Source organism: Paraburkholderia sp. CI2, from assembly GCF_014201055.1.
GTDB classification, from domain to species: domain Bacteria; phylum Pseudomonadota; class Gammaproteobacteria; order Burkholderiales; family Burkholderiaceae; genus Paraburkholderia; species Paraburkholderia tuberum.
Genome location: NZ_JACHDL010000014.1, coordinates 1 through 22,812, shown reverse-complemented (window position 1 = coordinate 22,812; position 22,812 = coordinate 1). Strand labels below are relative to the sequence as shown.

The window sequence follows — 22,812 nt, the reverse complement described above, 5'->3', positions numbered from 1 at the left end:
CACGGAACGGATCGAAGTGAAGCGGCGTGGTCAACGATCACGCCAGGTCTTCACATCGTCTCCATTTCCCGCATCTGCCCCTGGCCGAAAAAACGTCCTAACTCCCGTGCCAGTTCGTTGAGCACGCTCATCTCCTTCTGCGAGATGCGGCGCGCCTCCTGCGTATGCGACCAGTCGCCGTAGAGCAGCGCGACCGTCTGATCGGTTTCGTCGACGATCGGCAGCAGCACGAACGCGCGCGCGTCGTCGAACGAGCGCCGGAACCACTCGGGCAGCCGCGCGACCATCTTCGGATCGCGCGCATTCTCGATGAAGATGCCCACCGAGTTCGCGATCGCGAGATGAAATACATCGGGTTCGAACGCGGTGCTGAACGAGAGCCGCGGCAGCGCCGCATCGATCTTCGGCCCGAAGCCGAGACGCGCCTTGAACGCGCCGCTGCTGTGCTTGACGTACACCACGGTGCGCGAGAAGCCGAGCGCCGCGAGCACGGTCTCGGCGGCCATCGCGAGCGTCGGTGCGAGCGGGCTGCCCTCGGGCAGGCCGCGCAGATCCTTCACCCCGATCTCGATGCGCGCTTCGGGTGTGAGCGCCTCGCGCGCGATCGCATCGGCATTCGCGCGCAACTCGACGATCTCGCGCATCACGCTGTCGCCGCCATCCTCACGCGATAGCGCGACGCTCATCTGCAGCAGCACCTCGGGGTCGGTGTTCAGCGCGCTGCTGTAGTCGTGCGCAAGCTCGCCGATGCGTGCCTCGCGCTCCCCCTCGGGCATGTTCTGCTGGGTGAGCACGTCGGCGACCGCGGTCGAGTAATTGGTGATCGCGCGCAGCCACTGTACCTGGCGCGGTTGCGTCACATCCTCCGGATCGAACTCACCCATGCCCGAGCGGATCGTGTCAGGCAGGCGCCAGCGCACCGCGGCTTCGGCGCCGATTTCATCGAACGTCACGCCGAGCACGAGCACGCACGCATCGGTTTCGAGTGCGCCGCCGTCGATATGGCGGCGAATCTGGTCCCATTCGGCGTCGAGATAGAACACGACCAGCAGCTTGCCGATCTGCCGCATCAGCGTGCAGACCACCGCTTCCTCACCGGCGCGCAGGTCGCCGCGCTCGGTCAGCTTGCGCGCGACGCAGCCCGACAGCAGGGTGCGGTTCAGTTCGAGTTTCGCGTCGATGCGGCGCGGCGCGCTTTGATGAAAGTGATCGACGATCTTCAGACCGACGACCAGATGGCCGACCGCATCCATGCCGAGCACCATCAGCGCGCGCGACACGGTCGTGATGTTGCCGCCGAACGCAATGTACATCGCCGAGTTCGCGAGCCGCAGCACCTTCTGCGTGAGCGCGAAGTCCGACAGCACCACTTGCACGAGGCCGGTGAAGTCGAGGTCGTCGTTGGTCACTGCCGCCATGGTGGTGCGCAGCGATTGCGACAGCATAGGGAAATCGCCGCGCTCGCTCATTCGCGTCCAGAGCCGGTCGAGCACTGCCGCCTTTACCATGTGAGTCCCGCAAAAGCCATACGTGTTCCAGTGAATGCCATGCCGGTCGTGAGCCGGCTTGTTGCGCTGCCTGGGCGTCGTGTCTGCATCGCCCGTTACGCGCGGTGCAACTGAAGCTCGCGCGATTCGAAGCGCTGCGCGAGTTCCTCGGACGGCAGCGCCTTGCAAACGAGCCAGCCCTGAATGTGATCGCAGCCCATCTCGGTGAGCAACGCGCGTTGCGCTTCCGTTTCGACGCCCTCGGCTACCAGTTCGAGGTCGAGCGTCTGCGCAAGGCCGACGACAGCGCTAACGATTGCCTGATCGTTTCGCGAGGTTAGCAGATTCTCGACGAAACTCCGGTCGATCTTCAGCTTCGCGAGCGGAAAACGCTGCAGGTACGCGAGGCTCGAATAGCCGGTGCCGAAGTCGTCGACGGCGAAGCGGATGCCCATCGCGGTCAGCTCTTCGAGCAAGCCTTTCGCGTGCGCCGGATCGTGCATCAGCAGACTTTCGGTGATCTCGAAGACGAGGCGGCGCGGATCGATGCCGGTCAGCTCGATCGCCTCGCGCACCGAGTCCTTGAAGCGCGGATCGCGAAACTGCTGCGGCGACACGTTGACGGCCACGTACTGCAGCACAATGCCCTTCGCGTCCCACTGGATCAGTTGCATGCACGCGACCTTCAGCACCCAGTTGCCGAGAAAGTTGATGAGCCCGATCGACTCCGCGAGCGGAATGAACATCGACGGCGGCACGAGGCCATGCACCGGATGCGTCCAGCGAATCAACGCCTCGACACCGACCACGCCCCGCGTGCGGCTGCTCGTGATCGGCTGGAAGTGTAGCGAAAACTCGCCGTTGCGTACGCCGTCGTAGAGGTCGGCCTCGAGCTTGAGGCGCTCGGCGTCGGCCGGATTGTCGTCGGGTACGTAGAACGCGAGCGTGTTGCCGCCCGCGGCCTTCGCCTGCAACAGCGCGTGGTCGGCCCAGCGCAGCAGGTGCGTGTCGTGGCCGCCGGTGTCGTTGACGTGGCGCACGTCCGGGTACAGCGCGATGCCGATGCTGGCCGACAGGTGCACCTGCTGACCCTTGAACACGTACGGCTGCTGGATCGCGGTCAACAGACGCCGCGCCAGCGCTTCGGCGGCCGCCGCCGCGTCGGTGCGGCTCGCGGCAGGCTTCACGAGGATCGCGAACTCGTCGCTGGCGACGCGCGCGATCGTTTCGTTCGGGCTCGTCATGTTCAACAGCCGCCGCGACGTGTCGCGCAGCATCTCGTCGCCGGCGTCGTAGCCGAGTGCGCGATTCACGCGCTGATAGTCGTCGAGATCGAGCAGCAAGAGCGCGACCGGCGTGCCGTGCGCGTCGGCCTTCTGTTGCGCGTCGAGCAACGCGTGCAGCAAGCCCGACTGATTCGGCAGGCTGGTCAGCCGGTCCAGATGCAGCGCCTGGGTCAGGCGCTCTTCGGTGGCGCGCCACGACGACACGTCGAAGCCGGCGATCGCGTAGCCGTCGACGCCGTTGTGGCTGCTGCGCACGACCCGCAGCTCGACCGTGATCGGATAGGTCAGCGACTTGACGAGCCCGAGCGTCGCTTTCTCGACGTTGCCCGAGGCCGCCGCGAGCTTGAGCAGCGCGTCGAGGCGCGGCACGTCGGCGGGCGCGACCAGATCGTGCAGCGTCGCGGTTTTCAGGTATTCGCGGTGATAGCCGATGAAGCGCAGGCTCGCGTCGGACACGTAGATGAAGCGCAGCGCATCGTCGACGTGCGCGAGCAGATCGACCGCGCCGACCACCTGTTCCAGTGGGGGCGGGCGGATCGCGCTGCTCGGCTGGTCGTCGTCCTCGCGCCGGCCGAACGCCCGCAGCCGGTCGATGACCGTGCGCAAGGAGCCCCGGCGGGGCGCGGTGATCGTGTTCGCTTCCATGTTTGTCGCTGGCAACCTCGGTTCGTCCGCGGGCGGGGCTGCTTGTCCGCCGGTCCGGGCGGCCAGGAGATAGCAGGCCGCCCCATCAGAACGAGATAACGACGCATGCGGGGAAATCTTTAGCGGCCCGTGGAGAAAAACATCTGGTAAGGAGAAGCCCGGCGCCGTCGCCGGGACGATTCGGTTAAAGTGACGTCGCCTCGCGGCCGTTAATACGGCGAATCCCCTTTATTTGGCGACGCTGATGACGTCGCGCTGCATCGACTTTCCGAACCTTGCAATGATCCATGTCCGAACGCCCCGTCGTCAGGTCCGCCAGAGCCCCACGGCCCTTCCCGCGGGACGTCGAGGTGCGTGATGTCCTCGCCGGCGCGTCGGCCGGCTCTCGTGAGCACGGGGAGCTGGACGCTGCCCCGCAGTACGTCTATGTCGGCCGCCAGCCGATTCTCGATCGCGATGGCGCGCTTCACGCCTACGAGCTGCTGTTCCGTGCCGGAACGTACAACTACGCCGAAATCAGCGACGACACGCAGGCCACCGCGCAGGTGGTCGCGCGCACGATCGGCGGAATCGGCGTGCCCGCCGTGCTCGGCCAGCATCGCGGCTTCGTCAATATCGACCGCGCGCTGCTCTTTAGCGACATCGTCCATCTGATGCCGCCCGAGCGCTTCGTGCTCGAAATCCTCGAAACCGTGCGCTACGACGCCTCGCTCGCGCGTCGTCTCGGCGAGTTGCGCGGCGCCGGCTTCCAGGTCGCGCTCGACGACGTGCACGATCTGTCCGACGAGCTGAGCGCGATGCTGCCGTACGCCGACATCGTCAAGATCGATTTCGTGCAGACGCCGCGCCGCACCGTCGCGAAGCTCGCGTCGACGCTGCGCGGCCACGGCAAGACGCTGCTCGCCGAGAAGGTCGAGACGCACGAGGACTTCGCGCTCGCCCACGAGCTCGGTTTCGATCTGTTCCAGGGCTACTTCTTCGCGCGGCCGCAGGTGCTGGCCGCGCCGCGCAACCGCTCGCTGCGTCCGGGCCTGCTGCGGCTGCTCGCGCTGCTGTCGCGCGACGCCGGCATCGTCGAGCTCGAGGCGGAGCTGAAGGTCAACCCGGGCGTGGTCGTGCAACTGCTGCGGCTCGTCAATTCGAGTGCATTCGGCCTCGGGCGCAACATCGCGTCGCTGCGCGAGGCGATCATCGCGACCGGCACGCGGCAGATCGCACGCTGGGCGCAACTGCTGCTGTACTCGGACACCGGCGAGTTGCCGTGGCGCGCCGATCCGCTCGTGCAACTGGCGGCGACGCGCTCGCGCTTCATGGAACTCGCCGCGAACTGGCTGCGTCCGGCCGACGGCGAATTCGCCGACGCCGCGTTCATGACCGGGATTTTTTCGCTCGTGCACATCGTGCTCGACAGCACGCCGGACGCGGTGCTCGAGAAACTCGGCCTCGCGCCGCAGATTCGCGACGCGATCGTCGCGCGCAAGGGCGAACTGGGCGCGCTGCTGCTGATCGCCGAGGTCGCGGGCGAGGGCGGCGACGCGGCGCCGGTCGCGACGGCGGCGGGCTTCCACGCGCTGACGCCCGACGTGCTGTCGGAGCTGAACCTGTCGGCGGCGGCGTGGTTCGGCGCGCACGTGGCGGAATTGGGCGTTTGAGGCGTCGAGCTCGCGCGCCGCACCCTTTCGATTCGCTTGTGCTCCGGGCGACGACCCGCGCCGCGTGCGCATCCGTGGTCCAATAGGAAGTTCAGCGAAGGCCTGTGACGTCGGCCGAAGCTGTCTCCGATGGACCCGATCAATTGCGTGCGCTCACGCGTGGAGGAGCAGATGAAGACAAAACACATACCGGCGGTACTGGCCGCCGTCATGGCGTTCGGATTCGCAATGCATTCGCCGCTCGCCTCGGCAACCCTGAAGCCCGGCGATACGGCGCCGACGTTTACCGCCGAGGCCTCGCTCGGCGGCAAGACCTACACGTATTCGCTCGCCGACGAACTGAAGAAGGGCCCGGTCGTGCTGTACTTCTATCCGGCCGCGTTCACGAAGGGCTGCACGATCGAGGCGCACGAGTTCGCCGATGCGGTCGACCAATACAAGAAGTACGGCGCGACGGTGATCGGCGTGTCGCACGACAACATCGATACGCTGACGAAGTTTTCGGTCAGCGAATGCCGCAGCAAATTCCCGGTCGCGGCCGACGCCGACGCGAAGGTGATCAATGCGTACGACGCGGCCATGCCGTTGAAGGCCGGCATGGCGAATCGCGTGTCGTACGTGATCTCGCCCGACGGCAAGATCATCTACGAGTACACGAGCCTGTCGCCCGACAAGCATGTCGAGAACACGCTGAACGCGCTCAAGGAGTGGTCGGCTGCGCATAAGGGACATGAGGGGCAGTGAGGAGCCGAACGCGCCGTCGCGTTTGCCCGCGCTAGCCGACTAAAACCATTTGCCGGATGAGCTTGCGATGCCGATTGTCGTTGCGTTGATTGCGCTGATCGCGCTGGGGTACGGCGCGGTGCGTGCCTTTTATGCGCTGCAGGCCGCTTTCGGGCTGGCGGTGGCGGAGGGTGTGGCTGTGCTGGTTGCGTTGCTGATCGCCGGTGCGCTCGCGTACTGGCGGCAGCGGCGCCGCGAAGTCGCGCCGAACGTGCGCGACGGCGACTGGACGCACGAATTGAAGGGCAGTTGGGGCTCGGTGCGGCTCGCGGCGGCCAAGCGGCTCTGCGAGATTCGCGTCGGCGACCAGCAGGGCGCGTATATCTTCGCCGATCTGCTCGGCGCCGAAGCACAGGGCCGCGACGCACAGGCGCGGCTCGCGCTGAAGGTCAAGGACTCACGGCACGGCGAGTGGCTCGTGCCGATGTCGAACGAGCGGGCGGCGCGCCGATGGCAGCGGATTTTCTCGCTGGCCATCGAGCAGAAGCTGTGAGCGCCACCTTCACTACGTCATGACGACGTCGGCGCCGCGCCACCCGCGCGGCGTGCCTTTCTCGCCTCCCAGCGCACGCGGATGCGATCCATGTACAGATAGACGACCGGCGTCGTATAGAGCGTCAGCATCTGGCTGACGATCAGCCCGCCGACGATCGAAATACCGAGCGGCGCGCGCATCTCCGCGCCTTCGCCGCTGCCGAACGCGAGCGGCAACGCGCCGAGCAGCGCGGCGAAGGTGGTCATCATGATCGGTCGGAAGCGCAGCAGACAGGCCTGGTAGATCGCGTCGCGCGACGACATTCCCTTGCGCGACGCGTCGATCGCGAAGTCCACCATCATGATCGCGTTCTTCTTCACGATGCCGATCAGCAGGATCACACCGATCAGCGCGATGATGCTGAACTCGGTCTTGAACAGCAGCAGCGCGAGCAACGCGCCGACGCCCGCGGACGGCAGCGTCGACAGGATCGTCAGCGGGTGGATGTAGCTCTCGTACAGGATGCCGAGCACGATATACACCGCCGCGAGCGCGGCGAGGATCAGGATCGGCTGGTCGGACATCGACTGCTGGAACGCCTGCGCGGTGCCCTGGAAGCTGCCGTGAATCGTGGCGGGCATGCCGATCTCGGCCATCGTGTCGTAGATCGCCTGCGTGGCGGTGGACAGCGACACGCCCGGCGGCAGGTTGAACGAGATCGTCGAGGCGACGAACTGGCTCTGGTGATTGACCGATAGCGGCGTGGTGCCCGGCCCGAAGCTCGCGATCGCCGACAGCGGCACCATCGTCTCCTTCGCGGTCGACACCGCCGAGCCCGACGACGCGCTCGACTTGCCGCTCGCCGCGATGGAGTTGATGGCCTGATTGCGCGCGGAGTCGGCTGCGATGCTGGCCGCGCTCGTCGCGGTGGTGGCGGCCGTGCCGCCGGTTGCCGCGCTCGTCGTGGTCGACGTGCTGGTCGCTCTGGACGTCACGGTGCCGGCCGGCGCGTTGGTGGTCTGCGCGCCGCTCGCGCTGCCGCCCGACGTGCTGATGAAAATCTGCTTCAGCATCTCCGGGCTCTGCCAGTATTGCGGCGCGACTTCCATCACGACGTGATACTGGTTCAGCGGGTTGTAGATCGTCGACACCTGGCGCTGGCCGAACGCGTCATACAGCGTGTTGTCGATCTGCGCGGGCTTGATGCCGAGGCGCGATGCCGTGGCGCGGTCGATCGTCACCATCGCTTCGAGACCGCCCTGCTGCTGGTCGGAGTTCACGTCCGCGAGCTCCTTGCGTGCCTGCAGCGCCTCGGTGAGCTTCGGCCCCCACTTGTACAGATCGGGCGTCGAGTCGGCGAGCAGCGTGAACTGAAACTGCGCGTTCGATTGCCGGCCGCCGACGCGGATGTCCTGCACCGCCTGCAGGAACGTGCGCGCGCCGGCCACGTCGCCGAGCGGCGCACGCAGTTGCTGGATCACCTGGTCGGCGGACAGCTTGCGTTCGCTCTTCGGCTTCAGCGACACGAACATGAAGCCCGAGTTGGTCTGCCGGCCGCCGGTGAAGCCGACCACGCTGTCGACCGCCGGGTTCTTGCCGACGATTTCCATCATCTGCGAGAACTTGCCCTTCATTGCCTGGAACGACGTGCTCTGGTCGGCCTGGATGCCGCCGATCAGGCGCCCCGTGTCCTGCTGCGGGAAGAAGCCCTTTGGCACGATGATGTAGAGCGCGATGTTCAGCGCGATGGTCAGCAGCAGGACGAGGACGATCAGCAGCGGATGCCGCAGCGCCCAGCCGAGCGTGCGCTCGTAGCCGCGCTGCATCGACGTGAAGCCGCGTTCGAGCCAGCGGCCGAAGCGATTTTCCTCATGCTTTTCGTACGGTTCGCGCAGCAGGCGCGAGCACATCATCGGCGTGAGCGTCAGCGATACGACCAGCGACACCGCGATCGCGAGCGACAGCGTCAGCGCGAACTCGCGGAACAGCCGCCCGACGATGCCGCCCATCAGCAGGATCGGCAGGAACACGGCGACCAGCGAGATGCTGATCGACATCACCGTGAAGCCGACCTCGCGCGCGCCGATGAACGCGGCCTTCATGCGCGGCACGCCGTCTTCGATGTGGCGCGAGATGTTTTCGAGCACGACGATCGCGTCGTCGACGACGAAGCCGGTCGCGATGGTCAACGCCATCAGCGACAGATTGTCGATCGAGAAGCCCATCAGGTACATCGCGCCGAAGGTGCCGATGATCGAGATCGGCACGGCCACGCTCGGAATCAGCGTGGCGCGCCAGTTGCGCAGGAACAGGAACACGACCATCACGACGAGCGTGACCGCGATCACGAGGGTGCGCTCGGTGTCGCGCAGCGACGCGCGGATAGTAATGGAACGGTCCGAGGTCGGTGAAATGTCGACGTCGGCGGGCAGCGACGCGTGCAGTTGCGGCAGCATCGCCTTCACGCGGTCGACGGTCTCGATGATGTTCGCGCCCGGCTGCCGGTACAGGATCACGAGCACCGAGCGCTTGCCATTGAAGAGACCGAGATTGCGCAGATCTTCGACCGAATCGACGACTTCGCCCATGTCGGAGAGTTTGACCGGCGCGCCGTTGCGATAGGCAATGACGAGGTCCTTGTATTGCGACGCCTTGCTCGCCTGGTCGTTGGTGTACAGCTGTACGCGGTTCTCGCCGAACTCGATCGAGCCCTTCGGGCTGTTGGCATTGGCCGCGGCGAGCGCCGCGCGCACGTCCTCGAGGCCGATGCCGTAATGCGACAGCGCATGCGGCAGCAACTCGACGCGCACGGCCGGATTCGCCGAACCGCTGACATCCACTTCGCCAACCCCCTGCACCTGCGACAACGACTGCTGCAGCACCGTCGCGGCCGAATCGTAGAGCTGGCCCGCCGTCAGCGTGCTCGATGTCAGCGCGAGAATCAGGATCGGCGCGTCGGCCGGGTTGACCTTGTGGTAGGTCGGGTTGCTGCGCAGGCTCGCGGGCAGGTCGGCGCGCGCCGCGTTGATCGCCGCCTGCACGTCGCGCGCGGCGCCGTCGATGTTGCGGTTCAGGCCGAACTGCAGCGTGATGCGCGTCGAGCCGACCGAACTCTGCGACGTCATCTCGGTGACGTCGGCGATCGAGCCGAGATGCCGCTCGAGCGGACTCGCGACGCTCGTCGCGACGGTCTCCGGGCTCGCGCCCGGCAGCGTCGCCTGCACCGAGATGGTCGGGAAGTCGACCTGCGGCAGCGGCGCGACCGGCAGCTTCGTGAACGCGAATACCCCCGACAACGCGATGCCGATCGCCAGCAGCGTGGTGGCGACCGGACGGGAGATAAACGGACGCGACAGGTTCATCGCTCAGTTCCCTGCATCGGTGGCGGGCGGCGTGGCGCTACCGGACGAATCGCCGCGGTTAAAGCGCTCGCGCAGCCGGCGGCCGAGCGAATCGAACGCGAGGTAGATCACCGGCGTCGTGAACAGGGTCAGCAGCTGGCTCACGATCAGGCCGCCGGCGATCGCGATACCGAGCGGCCGGCGCAGCTCCGAGCCCGCGCCGGTGCCGAGCATCAGCGGCAGCGCGCCGAGCAGCGCGGCGAGCGTGGTCATCAGGATCGGCCGGAAGCGCAGCAGACACGCCTGGTAGATCGCCTCGCGCGGCGGCTTGCCTTCCTCGCGCTCGGCGTAGAGCGCGAAGTCGATCATCATGATCGCGTTCTTCTTCACGATACCGATCAGCAGCACGATGCCGATGATGCCGATGATGTCGAGATCGTGGCCGGTGATCAGCAGCGCGAGCAGCGCGCCGACGCCGGCCGACGGCAGCGTCGACAGAATCGTGATCGGATGGATGAAGCTCTCGTACAGCACGCCGAGCACGATGTACATCGTGACGATCGCCGCGAGGATCAGGAACAGCTCGTTGGCGAGCGACGCCTGGAACGCGAGCGCCGCGCCCTGGAAGCGCGTCTGGAACGACGCGGGCAGACCGACGTCCTTCTCGGCCTGCTGGATCGCCTTGACCGCCGCGCCGAGCGACGAACCCGGCGCGAGGTTGAACGACACCGTGGTGGCCGGGAACTGGCTCAGGTGCGTGACGAGCAGCGGCGCGGGTTGCTCGATGAACTTCGCGATCGACGACAGCGGCACCTGGCCGCCCGTCGATGTGGAAGAGGGCAGGTAGATCGAGTTCAGCGACGTGGTGTAGTGCTGCATCGTCGGCTGCGCTTCGAGAATCACGCGGTACTGGTTCGACTGCGTGAAGATCGTCGAAATGATGCGCTGGCCGAACGCGTCGTACAACGCGTTGTCGATCGTGGCCGGTGTGATGCCGAAGCGCGCGGCGGTCGCGCGGTCGATCTCGATGAACACCGAGCGGCCGTTGTCCTGCAGATCGGTCGCGACGTCCGCGAGCTCGGGCGACTGCTTCAACCGGTCGACCAGCTTCGGCACCCACGTCGTGAATTCGCTGATGTTCGGATCGGTCAGCATGAATTGATACTGCGTCGGGCTGACGGTCGAGTCGATCGTCAGGTCCTGCACCGGCTGCATGTACAGCGACGCGCCCGGAATATGCGCGACGTCTTTCTGCAACTGGCGGATCACCTCGCTCGCGGTATTGCTGCGGTCGTCGCGCGGCTTCAGGTTGATCAGCATGCGGCCGCTGTTCAGCGTGATGTTGCTGCCGTCCACGCCGATGAACGAGGTCAGGCTTTCGACGTCCGGGTTCTTCAGGATCTGGTCGGCGAGCGCCTGCTGACGCTCGGCCATCGATGCGAACGACACCGACTGCGGCATCTGCGTGATCGCCTGAATCACGCCGGTGTCCTGCACCGGGAAGAAGCCCTTCGGCACGAACACGTACAGCAGGCCGGTCAGCACCAGCGTGAGCACCGCGACGACCAGCGTGGAGCGCTGACGGTTCAGCACCCACGTGAGCGCGACCGCGTAGCGCGCGATCACCCAGTCGATGAAGCGGTGCGCCTTCGCCTCGAAACGGTGACTGTCGTGCGGCGGCGTGTGGCGCAACAGCTTCGCGCACATCATCGGCACGAGCGTCAGCGATACGACCGCCGAGATGACGATCGTCACCGCGAGCGTGATCGCGAATTCGTGGAACAGGCGCCCGACCACGTCGCCCATGAAGAGCAGCGGAATCAGCACCGCGATCAGCGAGACCGTCAGCGAAATGATCGTGAAGCCGATCTGCTTCGAGCCCTTCAGCGCGGCTTCGAGCGCCGTGTCGCCTTCCTCGACGTAGCGCGCGATGTTCTCGATCATCACGATCGCGTCGTCGACGACGAAGCCGGTGGCGATGGTCAGTGCCATCAGCGACAGGTTGTCGAGCGAGAAGCCGCACAGGTACATCACCGCGAGCGTGCCGATCAGCGACAGCGGCACCGACAGGCTCGGAATGATCGTCGCGTAGATGTTGGCGAGGAACAGGTACATCACCAGCACGACCAGCACGACCGACATCGCCAGTTCGAACTGCACGTCGCGCACCGACGCGCGGATCGTCGTGGTGCGGTCGGTGACGACCTCGACGTCGAGCGCGGCGGGCAGCGACTGCTGCAACTGCGGCAGCAGCGCCTTGATGCTGTCGACCACCTGGATCACGTTCGCGCCCGGCTGGCGCTGCACGTTCAGAATGATCGCGGGCGTGTTGTCGACCCACGCGCCGAGCTTCGTATTCTCCGGTCCCGCCACGATGCTCGCGACGTCGGTCAGCATCACCGGACGGCCGCTCTTGTACGCGACCACGGCGCTCTTGTATTCGTCGGCGTCGGTCAACTGGTCGTTCGAGTTGATCGTGTAGTTGCGCGTCGGACCGTCGAAATTGCCCTTCGGCGTGTTGACGTTCAGGTTCGAGATCGTGGTGCGCAGGTCGTCGAGATTCAGGCCGTACGCGGCGAGCGCGCGCGGGTTCGCCTGAATGCGGATCGCCGGGCGCTGGCCGCCCGACAGGCTGACGAGACCCACCCCGGCGACCTGCGAAATCTTCTGCGCGAGACGCGTGTCGGCGAGATCCTGCACCTGCGTGAGCGGCAGTGTCTTCGACGTGATCGCGAGCGTGATGATCGGCGCGTCGGCCGGGTTGACCTTCGCGTAGATCGGCGGCGCGGGCAGGTCGGACGGCAGCAGGTTGCCCGCCGCGTTGATCGCCGCCTGGACCTCCTGCTCGGCGATGTCGAGCGGCAGGTCGAGGCTGAACTGCAGCGTGATGATCGACGAGCCGGCCGAGCTTTGCGACGACATCTGGTTCAGCGACGGCATCTGCCCGAACTGCCTCTCGAGCGGCGCCGTCACGGACGACGTCATCACGTCCGGGCTCGCGCCCGGATAGAAGGTCTGCACCTGGATCGTCGGATAGTCGACCTCGGGCAGCGCGGACAGCGGCAGAAAGCGCAGCGCGACGAGGCCGACCAGCATGATCGCCGCCATCAGCAGCGCGGTGCCGACAGGACGCAGAATAAAAGCGCGGGATGGATTCATGCGGTAAGTGCCGTGCCTTTACTTTATTGCGATGCTTGCGCCGCGTGCCGGCCGCGATGCGCGTGCGCGCCCGAGGCGCTCGCCGGAGCGCTCGCGCCGTGCGCGCCGGATGCGCCACGCGGCCGCTCGGCCGGAATCGTGATCTTCGCGCCTTCGCGCAGCCGGTCCGAACCGTCGATCACGACGCGCTCGCCGACCGCGAGGCCCGACTGGATGCTGGTGCGCTCGCCGTCGACCGGGCCGACCTTGACCTGGCGCACGGTGACCGTGTTGTCGGGCTTCACGACGTACACGAAGGTACCCATCGAGCCGTTGAGCACCGCCGAGGTCGGCACGATCACCGCGTTCCTGATCGTATCGACGAGCAGGCGAGTGTTGACGAACTGGTTCGGGAACAGGCCGTTGTCCTTGTTCTTGAAGATCGCGCGCAGTTTGATCGTGCCGGTGGTCGTGTCGATCTGATTGTCCATCGTCTTTAGCGAGCCGACTTCGAGCGGATGCGTGTTGCTGCGGTCGTACGCGGTGGCCGACAGCGACTCGCCGTTCTGCGTGTGCTGGATGATCTGCTGCAGATTGTCTTCGGAGGTCGTGAACAGCACGCTGATCGGATCGAGCTGCGTAATCACGACGATGCCGTTGGTGAGGCCCGAGGTCACGTAGTTGCCCGGGTCGACCTGACGCAGACCGACGCGTCCCGACACCGGCGCGGTGATGCGCGCGTACACGAGGTCGAGCTTGAAGCTGTCGACGTTCGCCTGATCGGACTTCACCGTGCCTTCGTATTGCCGTACCAGCGACGCCTGCGTGTCGACCTGCTGACTCGCGATCGAGTCCTGCGCGAGCAGCGTCTGATAGCGCTTCAGATCGAGACGCGCGGTGGCGAGCAGCGCCTCGTCGCGCACCAGCGTGCCCTCGGCGTTGCGCAGTGAAATTTCGTACGGGCGCGGGTCGATCTGGGCCAGTACGTCGCCCTGCTTGACCATCTGGCCTTCCTTGAAATAGACGTCCTGCAGCACGCCGCTCAGCTGCGGCAGCACGGTGACGGTGGCGAGCGGCGTGACCGTGCCGAGCGCGGTCAGCACGACCGGCATCTCGCCCTGCGTCGCGGCGGCGACGTGCACCGGCTGCGCCATGTTGGCCATCGCGTTCGGACCGCCGCGGCCGAAGCGGCCGCTGCGCGCGCCGCTCGCCGCACCCGGCGCGCTCGCGCCGCTGCCGGGCCCGCCCCACGGATGCCAGCGCCACAGCACGACGCCGAGCACGACCAGCGCCGCGACGATCAGCGCGACGGTGCGGCCGCGGTGGCGTTTCACCGCGCCGGGCGCGCTCGATTGCGCGCCGTTCGCGGACGGCTGGGGAGCGGCAGGGTGTTGGGTTTCCGGGTGCTTTTGTTGTTCGTCCATCGGTTCGGTCGGGTGGCTGGCTTGATGATGTGAGCCGCCGATGCGGTCGCCGCCATTCGAAGGGCGGTGGGCCGGCACATGGGCGGCATGTCAGGCGGTCGTGGCGGCGGGCGCCGCGCAATGTTCAGCGCGATGCTACCCGAGGCGCGGGACAGGGATGTTAACGCAATGCGGAATCATCACGGCTGGACGCGGCCGTTTCGACGGCGCTCACGGCTCGCGGCGCGCGGTCCCGCGACGGGATGCGTGATCGTACGTTGCGGCGTCTGTAACAGTCCAGCCGCGTATTTTTCGGTTGATTACGAAGGTTACAGCATGTCGGTGAATGGTCGGGCGAGGGCGGGCCGCCGTCGCCACTCCCGCAGATCGAGGGCGGCTGGCGCCGCGTTCGATCCGCGCGGCGCGCCGTTTGGCGCCGGTTGCCGCCGCCGGCTTATTCGTCGAGCCGGCGCCCCGGCGTGCCGCCGATCTCCAGGACGATCTTGTCGATGCATTCGAGCAGCGCGGGCGCGGCGCGCGCGATCAGCCAGTCGCGCGGACATTGGTCGGCCGAGCCGCCGCAATTGACCGCGTAGCGCTCGCCCGACGGCCCGACGAAGCCGAGCGCGATCGCGTTCAGCCCGTTGTACCACTCGCCGGTGGCGATTGCGAAGCCGCGCTCGAGGGTGTCCTGGATCGCGCTTGCGAGACGGCTGCCGATATAGCCCCAATCGTCACCTTCGGCCGTCTGCAGGCCGACCAGTAGACGGTCGCGGTCCGGCTGCGCGAGCGCCGCGAGGTACGCCCGGCCGACGGCGGTGCGCGTCAAGCTCATGCGCGAGCCGATTTCGAGTCGCGACACGAGCACCGCCGAACGCGGCCGGATCGCGTCGATGACGACCATGTCGTAGCGGTCGCGCACCGCCAGATGCACCGACAACGCGGTGCGTTCCGCGAGTTCGATCAGAAACGGCCGCGCGCGCGAGCGGATGTCGAAGTTGCGCAGAAAGCCGTTGCTCAGTTCGAGCACCGACGAGGTCAGCACGAAGCGCTCGCTGTCGGGTAGTCGCAGCAGAAAACCTGTGCCCACGAGCGTCGCGGTGATGCGCGACACGGTGGGCTTCGGGATGCCTGTCAACTCGGCGAGTTCGCGATTACTGAGTGGTGCGTGCGCGGCGGCGACGGCGCGCAGCACGGTCAGGCCGCGCGCGAGCGCGGTGACTTCATCGCCTGGGCCGTCTCGGTCTTTGCTGGCGGGGACCTTGGCGGCGACGGGTTGGTTGGGAGTGGATCGGTTCATGCGTTTTATGGAACAGCATTTCAAATTGTTCGTGCGACAACCTGATGATGGCCGCTCACAGAGGCACGGACATCTCCAAACCGGGGCACCCATTCATACATTTTTAAGAAAAGTCATTGTATCGGAAGAATTTGCCGATCGATGGTCGACTACATCTTTTTGCTTGACTTAGTCAGCATAACCATAAAAAATGGAACCTCATTTCGAAAGTCGCTTGTCTGCGCTGCATTGTGGTGCGCGCGAGCGGAAAAATCCCAAAATCCAGGAGCGATTGCCCGTCCAATGCGCTTGCGCCTTTCGAATTACCTTCTCTCAGGTTCTAGCACGGCCCTCGGAATGGCTAGAACTTTTTAAGGCGTCACGGCAACGTGACGCTTTTTTTTTGGTTGTTACGGGTGCACAACAAAGTCTGCAGGAACGTAAGCTTCGTCTTTCGGGTACTGCAAAGTTTTTCTGCGTTGATTGCATTTCCGGATCACGCGTGCCGGAGCCATTCTTTGTCGAACTGGGCGCGGCAATCAGAGTGGCGTCGACTGCCGATCCAGCCTTGAGCATCAGGCCTTTCTCCGTCAGGATTTCATTGACCAGCGCCAGCATTTGCACCGCCAGTCCGTGCGTTTCCAGCAGATGGCGGAACCGGAGAATCGTGCTTTCATCCGGCAAGCGAACCATCCCGCCGTCGAGACCCGCGAACTCGCGATACAGCGGAACGTCATAGAGTGCCTCTTCCATGGCAGGGTCTGACAGACCGAACCGTTGCTGCATGAAATGAATCTGCAACATCGTTGCAATCGGGAACGGCGGCCGACCGGTTTTGCCCGTGGGATAGTGCGGCTCAATCAGCACAATGAGCTTCAACCAGGGCACAACACGTCGCATCTCATCGAGAAATTCCCGTTTGCGCGTGCGCTTCGTTGACAGATCCAGACCAAGACCAAGTTGCGTCATCACACTGCTCCTCAACTAATTCGCTTTGTTTCCAGGATAGCTCAGCAGCAACGCAATGCCAGGACTTTTGCAGACCTTCCTTAACGCGGTGATGGGGTTCGGCTGAACGGTGACGGTGGATCGAACGGTCGCCCACATATCTGTTTCAAGTTGGGCCGGTTGCTTCATTGATCGTGGCGAGTTGATCCGACTCACGAGTCTGATAGAACTGAATGCGGCTGTTACCGTAACAGAAAACGGCTCCGTCACGTTTACGGGGCCGTCGGCTAAGTTGGTGTAAGGAAAAAGCGAAATCGCTCCGTTAGGATCATCGGTTTCGGATTGCCTTCTTAAGGCCAGGCGCGCGGAGCACCTGAAGCAAACGCTCCGTCGGCCGGCTAATGGGTGCCGCCTGTTATATGTTTGGCCTGGAGTCGAGCCACTGATGCCTGAATTCCAGCACGTGTGTTGAGCGGCCGCCGAAACGAATCAGACTCTCGGCGGGGTATTTGACTATCCACCTCCCGGGCAATCGCCGGATCTGATTCCCCGATACGGCGTCGCAGTCCTAATCGAGATCGCGTCTCACGCGCTGTCGTTAGCGGTCGACGCCTGGCAATCCTTTTGTCGTAACTGGCCACCGCATACGGACCGTTTTCATTCTTCCTTGACGCCTGCTGCCCGACGGATAATCCAGCCAACCGTGAGCCCCTGACCCAGGATCGACGAAACGACCACACAGTACGTCAACGCGAGGACGATGTCGCGCCCCGGTCCAGGCTGAATCGATAGTGCCAGTGCAACGGAAATGCCACCACGCAGCCCGCCCCATGTAAGCACACTCCACGCTCCTTTCGGTAGCCGGGACGCCCGCCCAAGCAGCATGACAGGCAGTCCCACCGACACCAGTCGCGCGAGCAGTGCGACCAGTGCCGCACCGGCGCCAGCGAGTAGTATCCTACCGGGGAACTCGACGAGCAGAACCTCCATGCCGATCAATACAAAAAGAACGGCATTCAGAATCTCATCGATCAACTCCCAGAACATGTCCACGTATCGCCGGGTCGTCTCGGACATCGCGTCGGCGCGGCCGCGGTTGCCGATCATCACGCCCGCAACCACCATGGCGAGTGGCCCGGAGACATGCAGATGATTAGCGAGCGCGTAGCCGCCGATCACCGATGCGAGCGTCATCAGGACTTCGACCTGGTAATGGTCGACGCTTTTGAGCAGCCGATATGTCAGATAGCCTACGACCCCGCCGAATAGCAGGCCGCCGCCGGCTTCCAGGATAAATGCAGCCAACCCCGTCTGGACGGATGGAGTGACGCCCGTGCTGGCCATCGTGAGCAGCAGAGAGAAAAGCACGACCCCGACGCCGTCGTTGAAGAGCGACTCTCCAGTAATGACCACCTTCAGGCCTTCGGGCGCGCCTGCGGACTTCAGGATGCCGATTACCGCGACGGGGTCCGTCGGCGAAATCAGGGCGCCGAACAGCAGGCAGAAGGGCAGCGCGAGTTCGACTCCGCAAAGGGGGAGCAGTTTCCACATCGCGAATCCGATCAGCAGCGTGGAGGTCGCCGTACTGAGCACAGCCAGACTGATGATCTGGGTCCGGAAAGCCCTCAGCTTGCGTAAATCCACATGCATCGCGCCGGCGAACAGCAAAAGCGACAGCATGCCTTGCAGAAGCACCTCACTGAAATTGATCGAGTTGACGAGATGCTCTTCTGCAACGCGCAGACCGTGCGCGACGCCAAGCTTGTCCAGTCCAACGATCGCAAGGGAGAGTCCGAGCGCCGTTACCATGACGCCGATCGTCGTCGGAAGCCTCAGAAAGCGGTGATTCACATACGCCAGTAGCGCGGTGACGACCAGACAGATGGCAATGATGTCGAGCATGCGGCGTGGTGGGGGATGAAGGTTCTGGGCTGGATTGAGCGGACCAGCGGCGCTGGATCATGTGATCGGATTCGCACGGGAAATCTATGTTGAATTTTCTGCATCCGGACTCCAGCCGTGCCTTGGGAAACGGGAGTATACGCGGTTGCCAAACGGGTCATCCGGCAGACGCGTGGGGCAGCCAGGCGCCTGAAATCCTGTCCCAGGCATTAACCCGGACACGCTCAGGAACGGCCCGAGCGGTATTCGGAAGCGTTTATTGTGCCTCTCGAGTAGCCAATTCCGCGTGCGGTGCGAACGATGACCTCTTTGCACCGTCCTCCGTCTGTTGCTTGTTCACGACGTGGAGCGTGCGCGTCGGGAAAGCGAATTCAATACCCCGTCTACCAAATTGCGTCATCAACTCGAGATTGATTCCCTGCTGTATGTCCATGTACAGGTTGTAGGCGGGATCGGTGACGTAATACACGACTTCGAAATCGAGCGAGCTGTCGCCGAACCCCTTGAAATGCGCACGATCAAAGCGGGTCTTTCCGGCGGATTCGACTGCCTTCTGTACCATGGCAGGAACGGCGCGCAATTGCTCGGGACTCGCATCGTATGTCACCCCGAAATTAAACAGAATGCGCCGCTCGGCCATTCGCTTGTAGTTGTGAATCGTGTTTTTCAGCAGTTCGGTATTGCTGCAAACGATCTGTTCTCCACTCAGACTCCGGATGCGCGTGGTCTTGAGTCCGATGTGCTCGATGCTCCCGGCAATCTCACCGAAGACGATGAAGTCGCCAATCTCGAATGGCTTGTCGAGTCCGATGGCCAGCGATGCGAAAAGATCACTCAGAATGCTTTGTACCGCGAGTGCGACGGCAACACCACCCACACCCAGGCTCGCGACAAACGCGGTGATGTTCACGCCCATGTTGGCGAGCACCGCCAGCATAAGAACGGACCACAGCAGCGCGCGCAACGTCCACGACAGCATGGTCGTGATGACCGGATTGTGGGCGAGCCTCTCTGTCGCTTCCAGCCGCCTCTCGGTCCATAGCGTCACGCCACGGTTTATCCACAGGGCCAGCTGAAAACCGATGATGAGAAACCAGAGATGGCCAAGACGGACGTCCCACCTGTCCGGCAATGTCAGAAACTTCGTGCCGACCAGCGCTGCTGCCGCGAGTAGCGTAAGCCGGTGCGTGCCTTCAATGACCTGAACCAGCATATCGTCGAGACGGGTTGACGTTCGTTGGGACAGCATCGAAAGGCGCGTGATGGCGAACTTCAGCAGATAGATCAACGCCAGGTAGCTGACGATGGTCGCGATCGCCGCATAGACCCACTCGCTGGCAGGGATACCCAGAAACACGTTCAGGTCGAGCCACTTTTTCATCGATTTTCCTCCCCAATTGATTCCGAGTGACGGAACTCATAGACGTGAGCGGTGTAAGCGCTCGTAGCGGTCTGTCAGGCCTCCAGGAAGATAGTTCCCCCAATCAGTTCGAGTCGGTCGCGTGGATGCGCATTCCCCTTTGACTCGATCTGGCGCGGCCCGGGCGCTCGTCCGGCTCACCTCTTCAGAAATCCAGTGTCGTGCATTTCCTGAGAAACTCGATGCATTCAGGCTGGTTTGGCCAGCACGACGAAGCCGTTGTACTCGTCAAGCTGCTCTCGCCGCTCAGCCATGTCGGTCTCCATCGTCAAGTATGCGGAACCGCCGTGCGCGGCTCAGTCCCGGTTTTCGTCGCACCATTTGATAGCCCACGCTTTCGCGCAAGATATGGCATCGGCCTCGTCGGCGAACGAATCGATATCACCTGAATCATGCGTTTCGACGCGGTCTTCCGCGTCGCCCGGTCCGCGACTGATTCTGGCTCTCGCAACGTAACGACCATCGTTAGCGCGGTGCGCCCGGCAATCGATGTGAAATGTTCCGTAGTCGTACTGCATCGCGGCACCTCAACATTCGTTTGTTACATCAGTTGTCACGCAATCAGTCTGCATGTGCTCTTCAGCGGGGCTGCAACGCGCTGTCGCGTGGGTACTCGAGCCGATTGCGTCGTCGGCGTAGGCCGGCACGATGCGCCAATCGCCGTCGGTTAGCTCGCGCGATCGGCTGAATGTCCCAGCACCGGTTCACGGTCGTCACTGCGCTCAGCAGCCGAGAGATCCCTCAGAAAACTCGAACTCCACCAGTGCACATCGAACTGGCGGATCCGCCCCATCAATGCTGCGTGACGACTGATCCGTTCTTCGATTGACATCGTCAGCGCGCGCTGAATGACGTGCGCTGTCCCGTGCGTATCGTACGGATTCACAAGAAGAGCTTCTTTCAATTGTTCCGCTGCGCCGGCAAATCGGGAGAGAACCAGCACGCCGGGATCGCCCGGGTCCTGCGCGGCGATAAACTCCTTGGCGACCAGGTTCATCCCATCGCGCAGTGGCGTGACAAGCGCGACGCGGCTTGCGCGATATAGTCCCGGTAGCCGCTTACGGGCGACGTTGCGATGAATATAACGAACCGGCATCCAGTCAAGTTCGCCGAAGTCACCGTTTATCGCGCCGCAGAGGCTGTCCATCTCGCGGCGCAGATCGTCATAGGCACCCACGTCTTCCCGGCTCGGGGACGCGATCTGGATGAGTGTTGCACTGTTGCGGTTCTCGGGGTAGTTCGCCAGAAGCTCACGAAACGCGTGCACGCGCTGCGGTAGACCCTTTGAGTAATCCAGCCTGTCGACGCCGAGAAGCAGGCGGCGTCGGGAGTACTCCTGTCGCATACGATCGAACATTTCGACACCCTCCCGGTCCTGCGCGAGAGCGGCGAACTCATCGACGTCGATTCCTATCGGATACGCCCCGACCCGCAACGTGCGATTGAAGGCCCGAAGCTGTGCGCCGGGTAGCGCGTCAGCGCCGGCTTCGGACTCTACGTAGCGCGTAAAATGCGTTACATCCGCTTCGCTCTGGAAGCCGGCCAGATCGTAGGCGAATAGTGAACGCATGAGCCATTCGTGCTCTGGAATGGCCGCCATGATGAGAGGCGGTGGCATCGGGACATGCAGAAAGAATCCGATCCGGTTGCCGCACCCCATCGCTCTGAGTTCGGCAGCAAGGGGGATCAGGTGATAGTCATGGACCCAGATGATGTCGTCGGGCCTGAGCAACGGTAGCAGCTTTCGCGCGAACAGCTGGTTGACCCGCCGGTACCCTGCTGCGAATCGTACATCAAAATTCGCAAGGTCCAGCCGGTAGTGGAATACCGGCCATAAGACATCGTTCGCGTATCCCAGATAGTAGCTATCGTAATCCTGCTGGTTCAGGTCAAGCGTCACCAGTTGTATGTTCCCGACTGTTTGCAGTCTGACGCTGGTCTCGCTGTCAGATTCGGGTGCCGCGTCGCGAATCTTGCCGCTCCAGCCAAACCACATCCCACCTGTCTGTTGCAGACTCTCTTTTACCGCTACAGCGAGACCTCCCGCTGCGGCCTTCCGGAGATCAGCAGTGCGATTCGAAACAACAACAAGACGGCTCACTCAATCCCCCGGTTGGATACCGCAGCGCAAGGCAAGGGCGTGAGCGTGTTATCAGCAGGTCCGATTTGCCCAGCGCTACCGCTTGTCGCGAGGACAAAACCGCCTTTACCAAGCGTCCGTTCTTTACTACAGTGTGTAAGCAATCGTAACACAGTAGTGTTAGCGCTATTCAAAGCCGCGAAGTTCACTACGAATGGGCTGGAAAAAGGCTCAAGGCCAGGGCCGGTGAGTGGGTGGGACAGGAATTGAGCAAGAAAAACACTTTCCATTCCTATCGAGGCGCCACGGCGAAGTACATCCTGCAGGCGTTGCTGCAGCCTGCAGCTGGCTGCGGGATGTTGGTGGCAATCGTCATGATTGCGCTATCCGCTTTCGTGCTATATCAGAGCCGTCGCGATGCCGCAGAATATACTCGAATCAACCTTCGCAATATCGCCCTGATTGCAGAGCGGTGGAATCGTCGTCCTGGTCATCAGTCTCGACTACTTTCGCGCCTTGCTGTTTCGCTAATCGGGAAGGATGGCGTCACGATCATGCGTCAACCTCTCGGTAATGGGATCCTTGGGAAGGACATCGGCCAGTCCCATACATTTCGGCGATTCATCTCGGCACCCGAGGGAAGCTTTAGGCCTCTTTTGAAACCCGAGTGGGTGATTTGGCGGGTCAAGGGCGGGCGTGAGCCCGGCGCAGCGAACCCTTGAGGCGCCCTGAACCGACAAGCTGGTGCATGGCTGGTTGCGGCAGAATGCGGCAACCAGCCATGCGAGACGAAGCGAACATGACGAATCAACTCTTTGAAGCCGCCTTGGGAATCAAGGCCCCGTGGTACGTGCAAGGCGTCGACTTCGACACGGCCAAACGGCAGCTCACGATTGCCGTGGACTTTGTCGCTGGCAGCCGCTTCGCCTACCCCGGGGTCGCCGGTGAGCACCCAGTGCATGACACGCAAATC

General features: G+C 63.7%; 14 protein-coding genes and 2 pseudogenes. 5 read left to right on the top strand and 11 right to left on the bottom strand.

Going from position 1 to position 22,812, the window contains the following annotated elements; all coding sequences use genetic code 11:
* Nucleotides 1–50 precede the first annotated feature (50 nt).
* Both HDG32_RS19665 and HDG32_RS19660 read right to left on the bottom strand, forming a co-directional pair.
* A complete protein-coding gene (locus HDG32_RS19665; RefSeq protein WP_184069982.1) occupies nt 51–1,508 on the bottom strand; it encodes an HDOD domain-containing protein in 1,458 nt (485 codons plus the stop codon).
* A gap of 95 nt (nt 1,509–1,603) precedes the next feature.
* Nucleotides 1,604–3,418: a bifunctional diguanylate cyclase/phosphodiesterase gene (locus tag HDG32_RS19660; protein ID WP_184069979.1), complete on the bottom strand. Its 1,815-nt coding sequence runs from the start codon at nt 3,416–3,418 to the stop codon at nt 1,604–1,606.
* Between the two features lie 350 nt (nt 3,419–3,768).
* On the opposite strand from HDG32_RS19660, the gene HDG32_RS19655 reads away from it, so the two are divergent.
* From HDG32_RS19655 to HDG32_RS19645, 3 genes are all read left to right on the top strand, one after another.
* Nucleotides 3,769–5,070 carry an EAL domain-containing protein gene (locus HDG32_RS19655; protein WP_184069978.1) on the top strand — a complete coding sequence of 434 codons (1,302 nt, stop codon included), beginning with the start codon at nt 3,769–3,771 and terminating at the stop codon, nt 5,068–5,070.
* 171 nt (nt 5,071–5,241) lie between these two features.
* A complete protein-coding gene (locus tag HDG32_RS19650) occupies nt 5,242–5,814 on the top strand; it encodes a peroxiredoxin (RefSeq protein WP_184069976.1) in 573 nt (190 codons plus the stop codon).
* A 67-nt stretch (nt 5,815–5,881) separates the two neighbouring features.
* Nucleotides 5,882–6,346 (top strand): hypothetical protein, encoded by a 465-nt coding sequence (locus HDG32_RS19645; protein WP_090804017.1) that lies wholly within the window; start codon nt 5,882–5,884, stop codon nt 6,344–6,346.
* Nucleotides 6,347–6,363: 17 nt separating this feature from the next.
* On the opposite strand, the gene HDG32_RS19640 is transcribed toward HDG32_RS19645, so the two are convergent.
* The 9 genes and pseudogenes from HDG32_RS19640 to otsA all read right to left on the bottom strand — a co-directional run bounded on the left by HDG32_RS19640 (nt 6,364) and on the right by otsA (nt 21,860).
* On the bottom strand, nt 6,364–9,690 hold the full coding sequence (locus HDG32_RS19640; RefSeq protein WP_184069974.1) for an efflux RND transporter permease subunit: 3,327 nt from the start codon (nt 9,688–9,690) through the stop codon (nt 6,364–6,366).
* A 3-nt stretch (nt 9,691–9,693) separates the two neighbouring features.
* The gene (locus tag HDG32_RS19635) at nt 9,694–12,828 is read right to left on the bottom strand and encodes an MdtB/MuxB family multidrug efflux RND transporter permease subunit (RefSeq protein WP_184069972.1); all 3,135 of its coding nucleotides are present in this window, start codon (nt 12,826–12,828) and stop codon (nt 9,694–9,696) included.
* A gap of 23 nt (nt 12,829–12,851) precedes the next feature.
* A complete protein-coding gene (locus HDG32_RS19630; protein WP_184069969.1) occupies nt 12,852–14,231 on the bottom strand; it encodes an MdtA/MuxA family multidrug efflux RND transporter periplasmic adaptor subunit in 1,380 nt (459 codons plus the stop codon).
* A 433-nt stretch (nt 14,232–14,664) separates the two neighbouring features.
* Nucleotides 14,665–15,510, bottom strand: a complete 846-nt coding sequence (locus tag HDG32_RS19625) for an IclR family transcriptional regulator (protein ID WP_184062044.1) — start codon at nt 15,508–15,510, stop codon at nt 14,665–14,667.
* A gap of 450 nt (nt 15,511–15,960) precedes the next feature.
* Nucleotides 15,961–16,458: pseudogene (locus tag HDG32_RS19620) on the bottom strand (IS5 family transposase); the annotation flags it as partial.
* A 636-nt stretch (nt 16,459–17,094) separates the two neighbouring features.
* Nucleotides 17,095–18,339: a sodium:proton antiporter gene (locus HDG32_RS19615; protein WP_184069967.1), complete on the bottom strand. Its 1,245-nt coding sequence runs from the start codon at nt 18,337–18,339 to the stop codon at nt 17,095–17,097.
* A gap of 256 nt (nt 18,340–18,595) precedes the next feature.
* Nucleotides 18,596–19,720, bottom strand: coding sequence for a mechanosensitive ion channel family protein (locus HDG32_RS19610; RefSeq protein WP_184069965.1), 1,125 nt, complete (start codon nt 19,718–19,720; stop codon nt 18,596–18,598).
* 335 nt (nt 19,721–20,055) lie between these two features.
* Nucleotides 20,056–20,277 (bottom strand): hypothetical protein, encoded by a 222-nt coding sequence (locus tag HDG32_RS19605; protein WP_184069963.1) that lies wholly within the window; start codon nt 20,275–20,277, stop codon nt 20,056–20,058.
* 149 nt (nt 20,278–20,426) lie between these two features.
* Entirely contained in the window at nt 20,427–21,860 is a 1,434-nt protein-coding gene (otsA, locus tag HDG32_RS19600) for an alpha,alpha-trehalose-phosphate synthase (UDP-forming) (RefSeq protein WP_184069961.1), read from the bottom strand.
* A gap of 245 nt (nt 21,861–22,105) precedes the next feature.
* Between otsA and HDG32_RS19595 the strand changes: the two genes are divergently transcribed.
* Together HDG32_RS19595 and HDG32_RS36490 are read left to right on the top strand one after the other, a co-directional pair.
* Nucleotides 22,106–22,561 carry a hypothetical protein gene (locus tag HDG32_RS19595; protein ID WP_184069959.1) on the top strand — a complete coding sequence of 152 codons (456 nt, stop codon included), beginning with the start codon at nt 22,106–22,108 and terminating at the stop codon, nt 22,559–22,561.
* A gap of 77 nt (nt 22,562–22,638) precedes the next feature.
* Nucleotides 22,639–22,812, top strand: a pseudogene (locus HDG32_RS36490) (ISL3 family transposase); the annotation flags it as partial.

Excerpts from the sequence above, each read along its gene's own strand:
- HDG32_RS19665 (WP_184069982.1), bottom strand. The coding sequence starts at position 1,508 with ATGGTAAAGGCGGCAGTGCTCGACCGGCTCTGGACGCGAATGAGCGAG.
- HDG32_RS19660 (WP_184069979.1), bottom strand. The coding sequence starts at position 3,418 with ATGGAAGCGAACACGATCACCGCGCCCCGCCGGGGCTCCTTGCGCACG.
- HDG32_RS19650 (WP_184069976.1), top strand. The coding sequence starts at position 5,242 with ATGAAGACAAAACACATACCGGCGGTACTGGCCGCCGTCATGGCGTTC.
- HDG32_RS19645 (WP_090804017.1), top strand. The coding sequence starts at position 5,882 with ATGCCGATTGTCGTTGCGTTGATTGCGCTGATCGCGCTGGGGTACGGC.
- HDG32_RS19640 (WP_184069974.1), bottom strand. The coding sequence starts at position 9,690 with ATGAACCTGTCGCGTCCGTTTATCTCCCGTCCGGTCGCCACCACGCTG.
- HDG32_RS19635 (WP_184069972.1), bottom strand. The coding sequence starts at position 12,828 with ATGAATCCATCCCGCGCTTTTATTCTGCGTCCTGTCGGCACCGCGCTG.
- HDG32_RS19630 (WP_184069969.1), bottom strand. The coding sequence starts at position 14,231 with ATGGACGAACAACAAAAGCACCCGGAAACCCAACACCCTGCCGCTCCC.
- HDG32_RS19625 (WP_184062044.1), bottom strand. The coding sequence starts at position 15,510 with ATGAACCGATCCACTCCCAACCAACCCGTCGCCGCCAAGGTCCCCGCC.
- HDG32_RS19615 (WP_184069967.1), bottom strand. The coding sequence starts at position 18,339 with ATGCTCGACATCATTGCCATCTGTCTGGTCGTCACCGCGCTACTGGCG.
- HDG32_RS19610 (WP_184069965.1), bottom strand. The coding sequence starts at position 19,720 with ATGAAAAAGTGGCTCGACCTGAACGTGTTTCTGGGTATCCCTGCCAGC.
- HDG32_RS19605 (WP_184069963.1), bottom strand. The coding sequence starts at position 20,277 with ATGCAGTACGACTACGGAACATTTCACATCGATTGCCGGGCGCACCGC.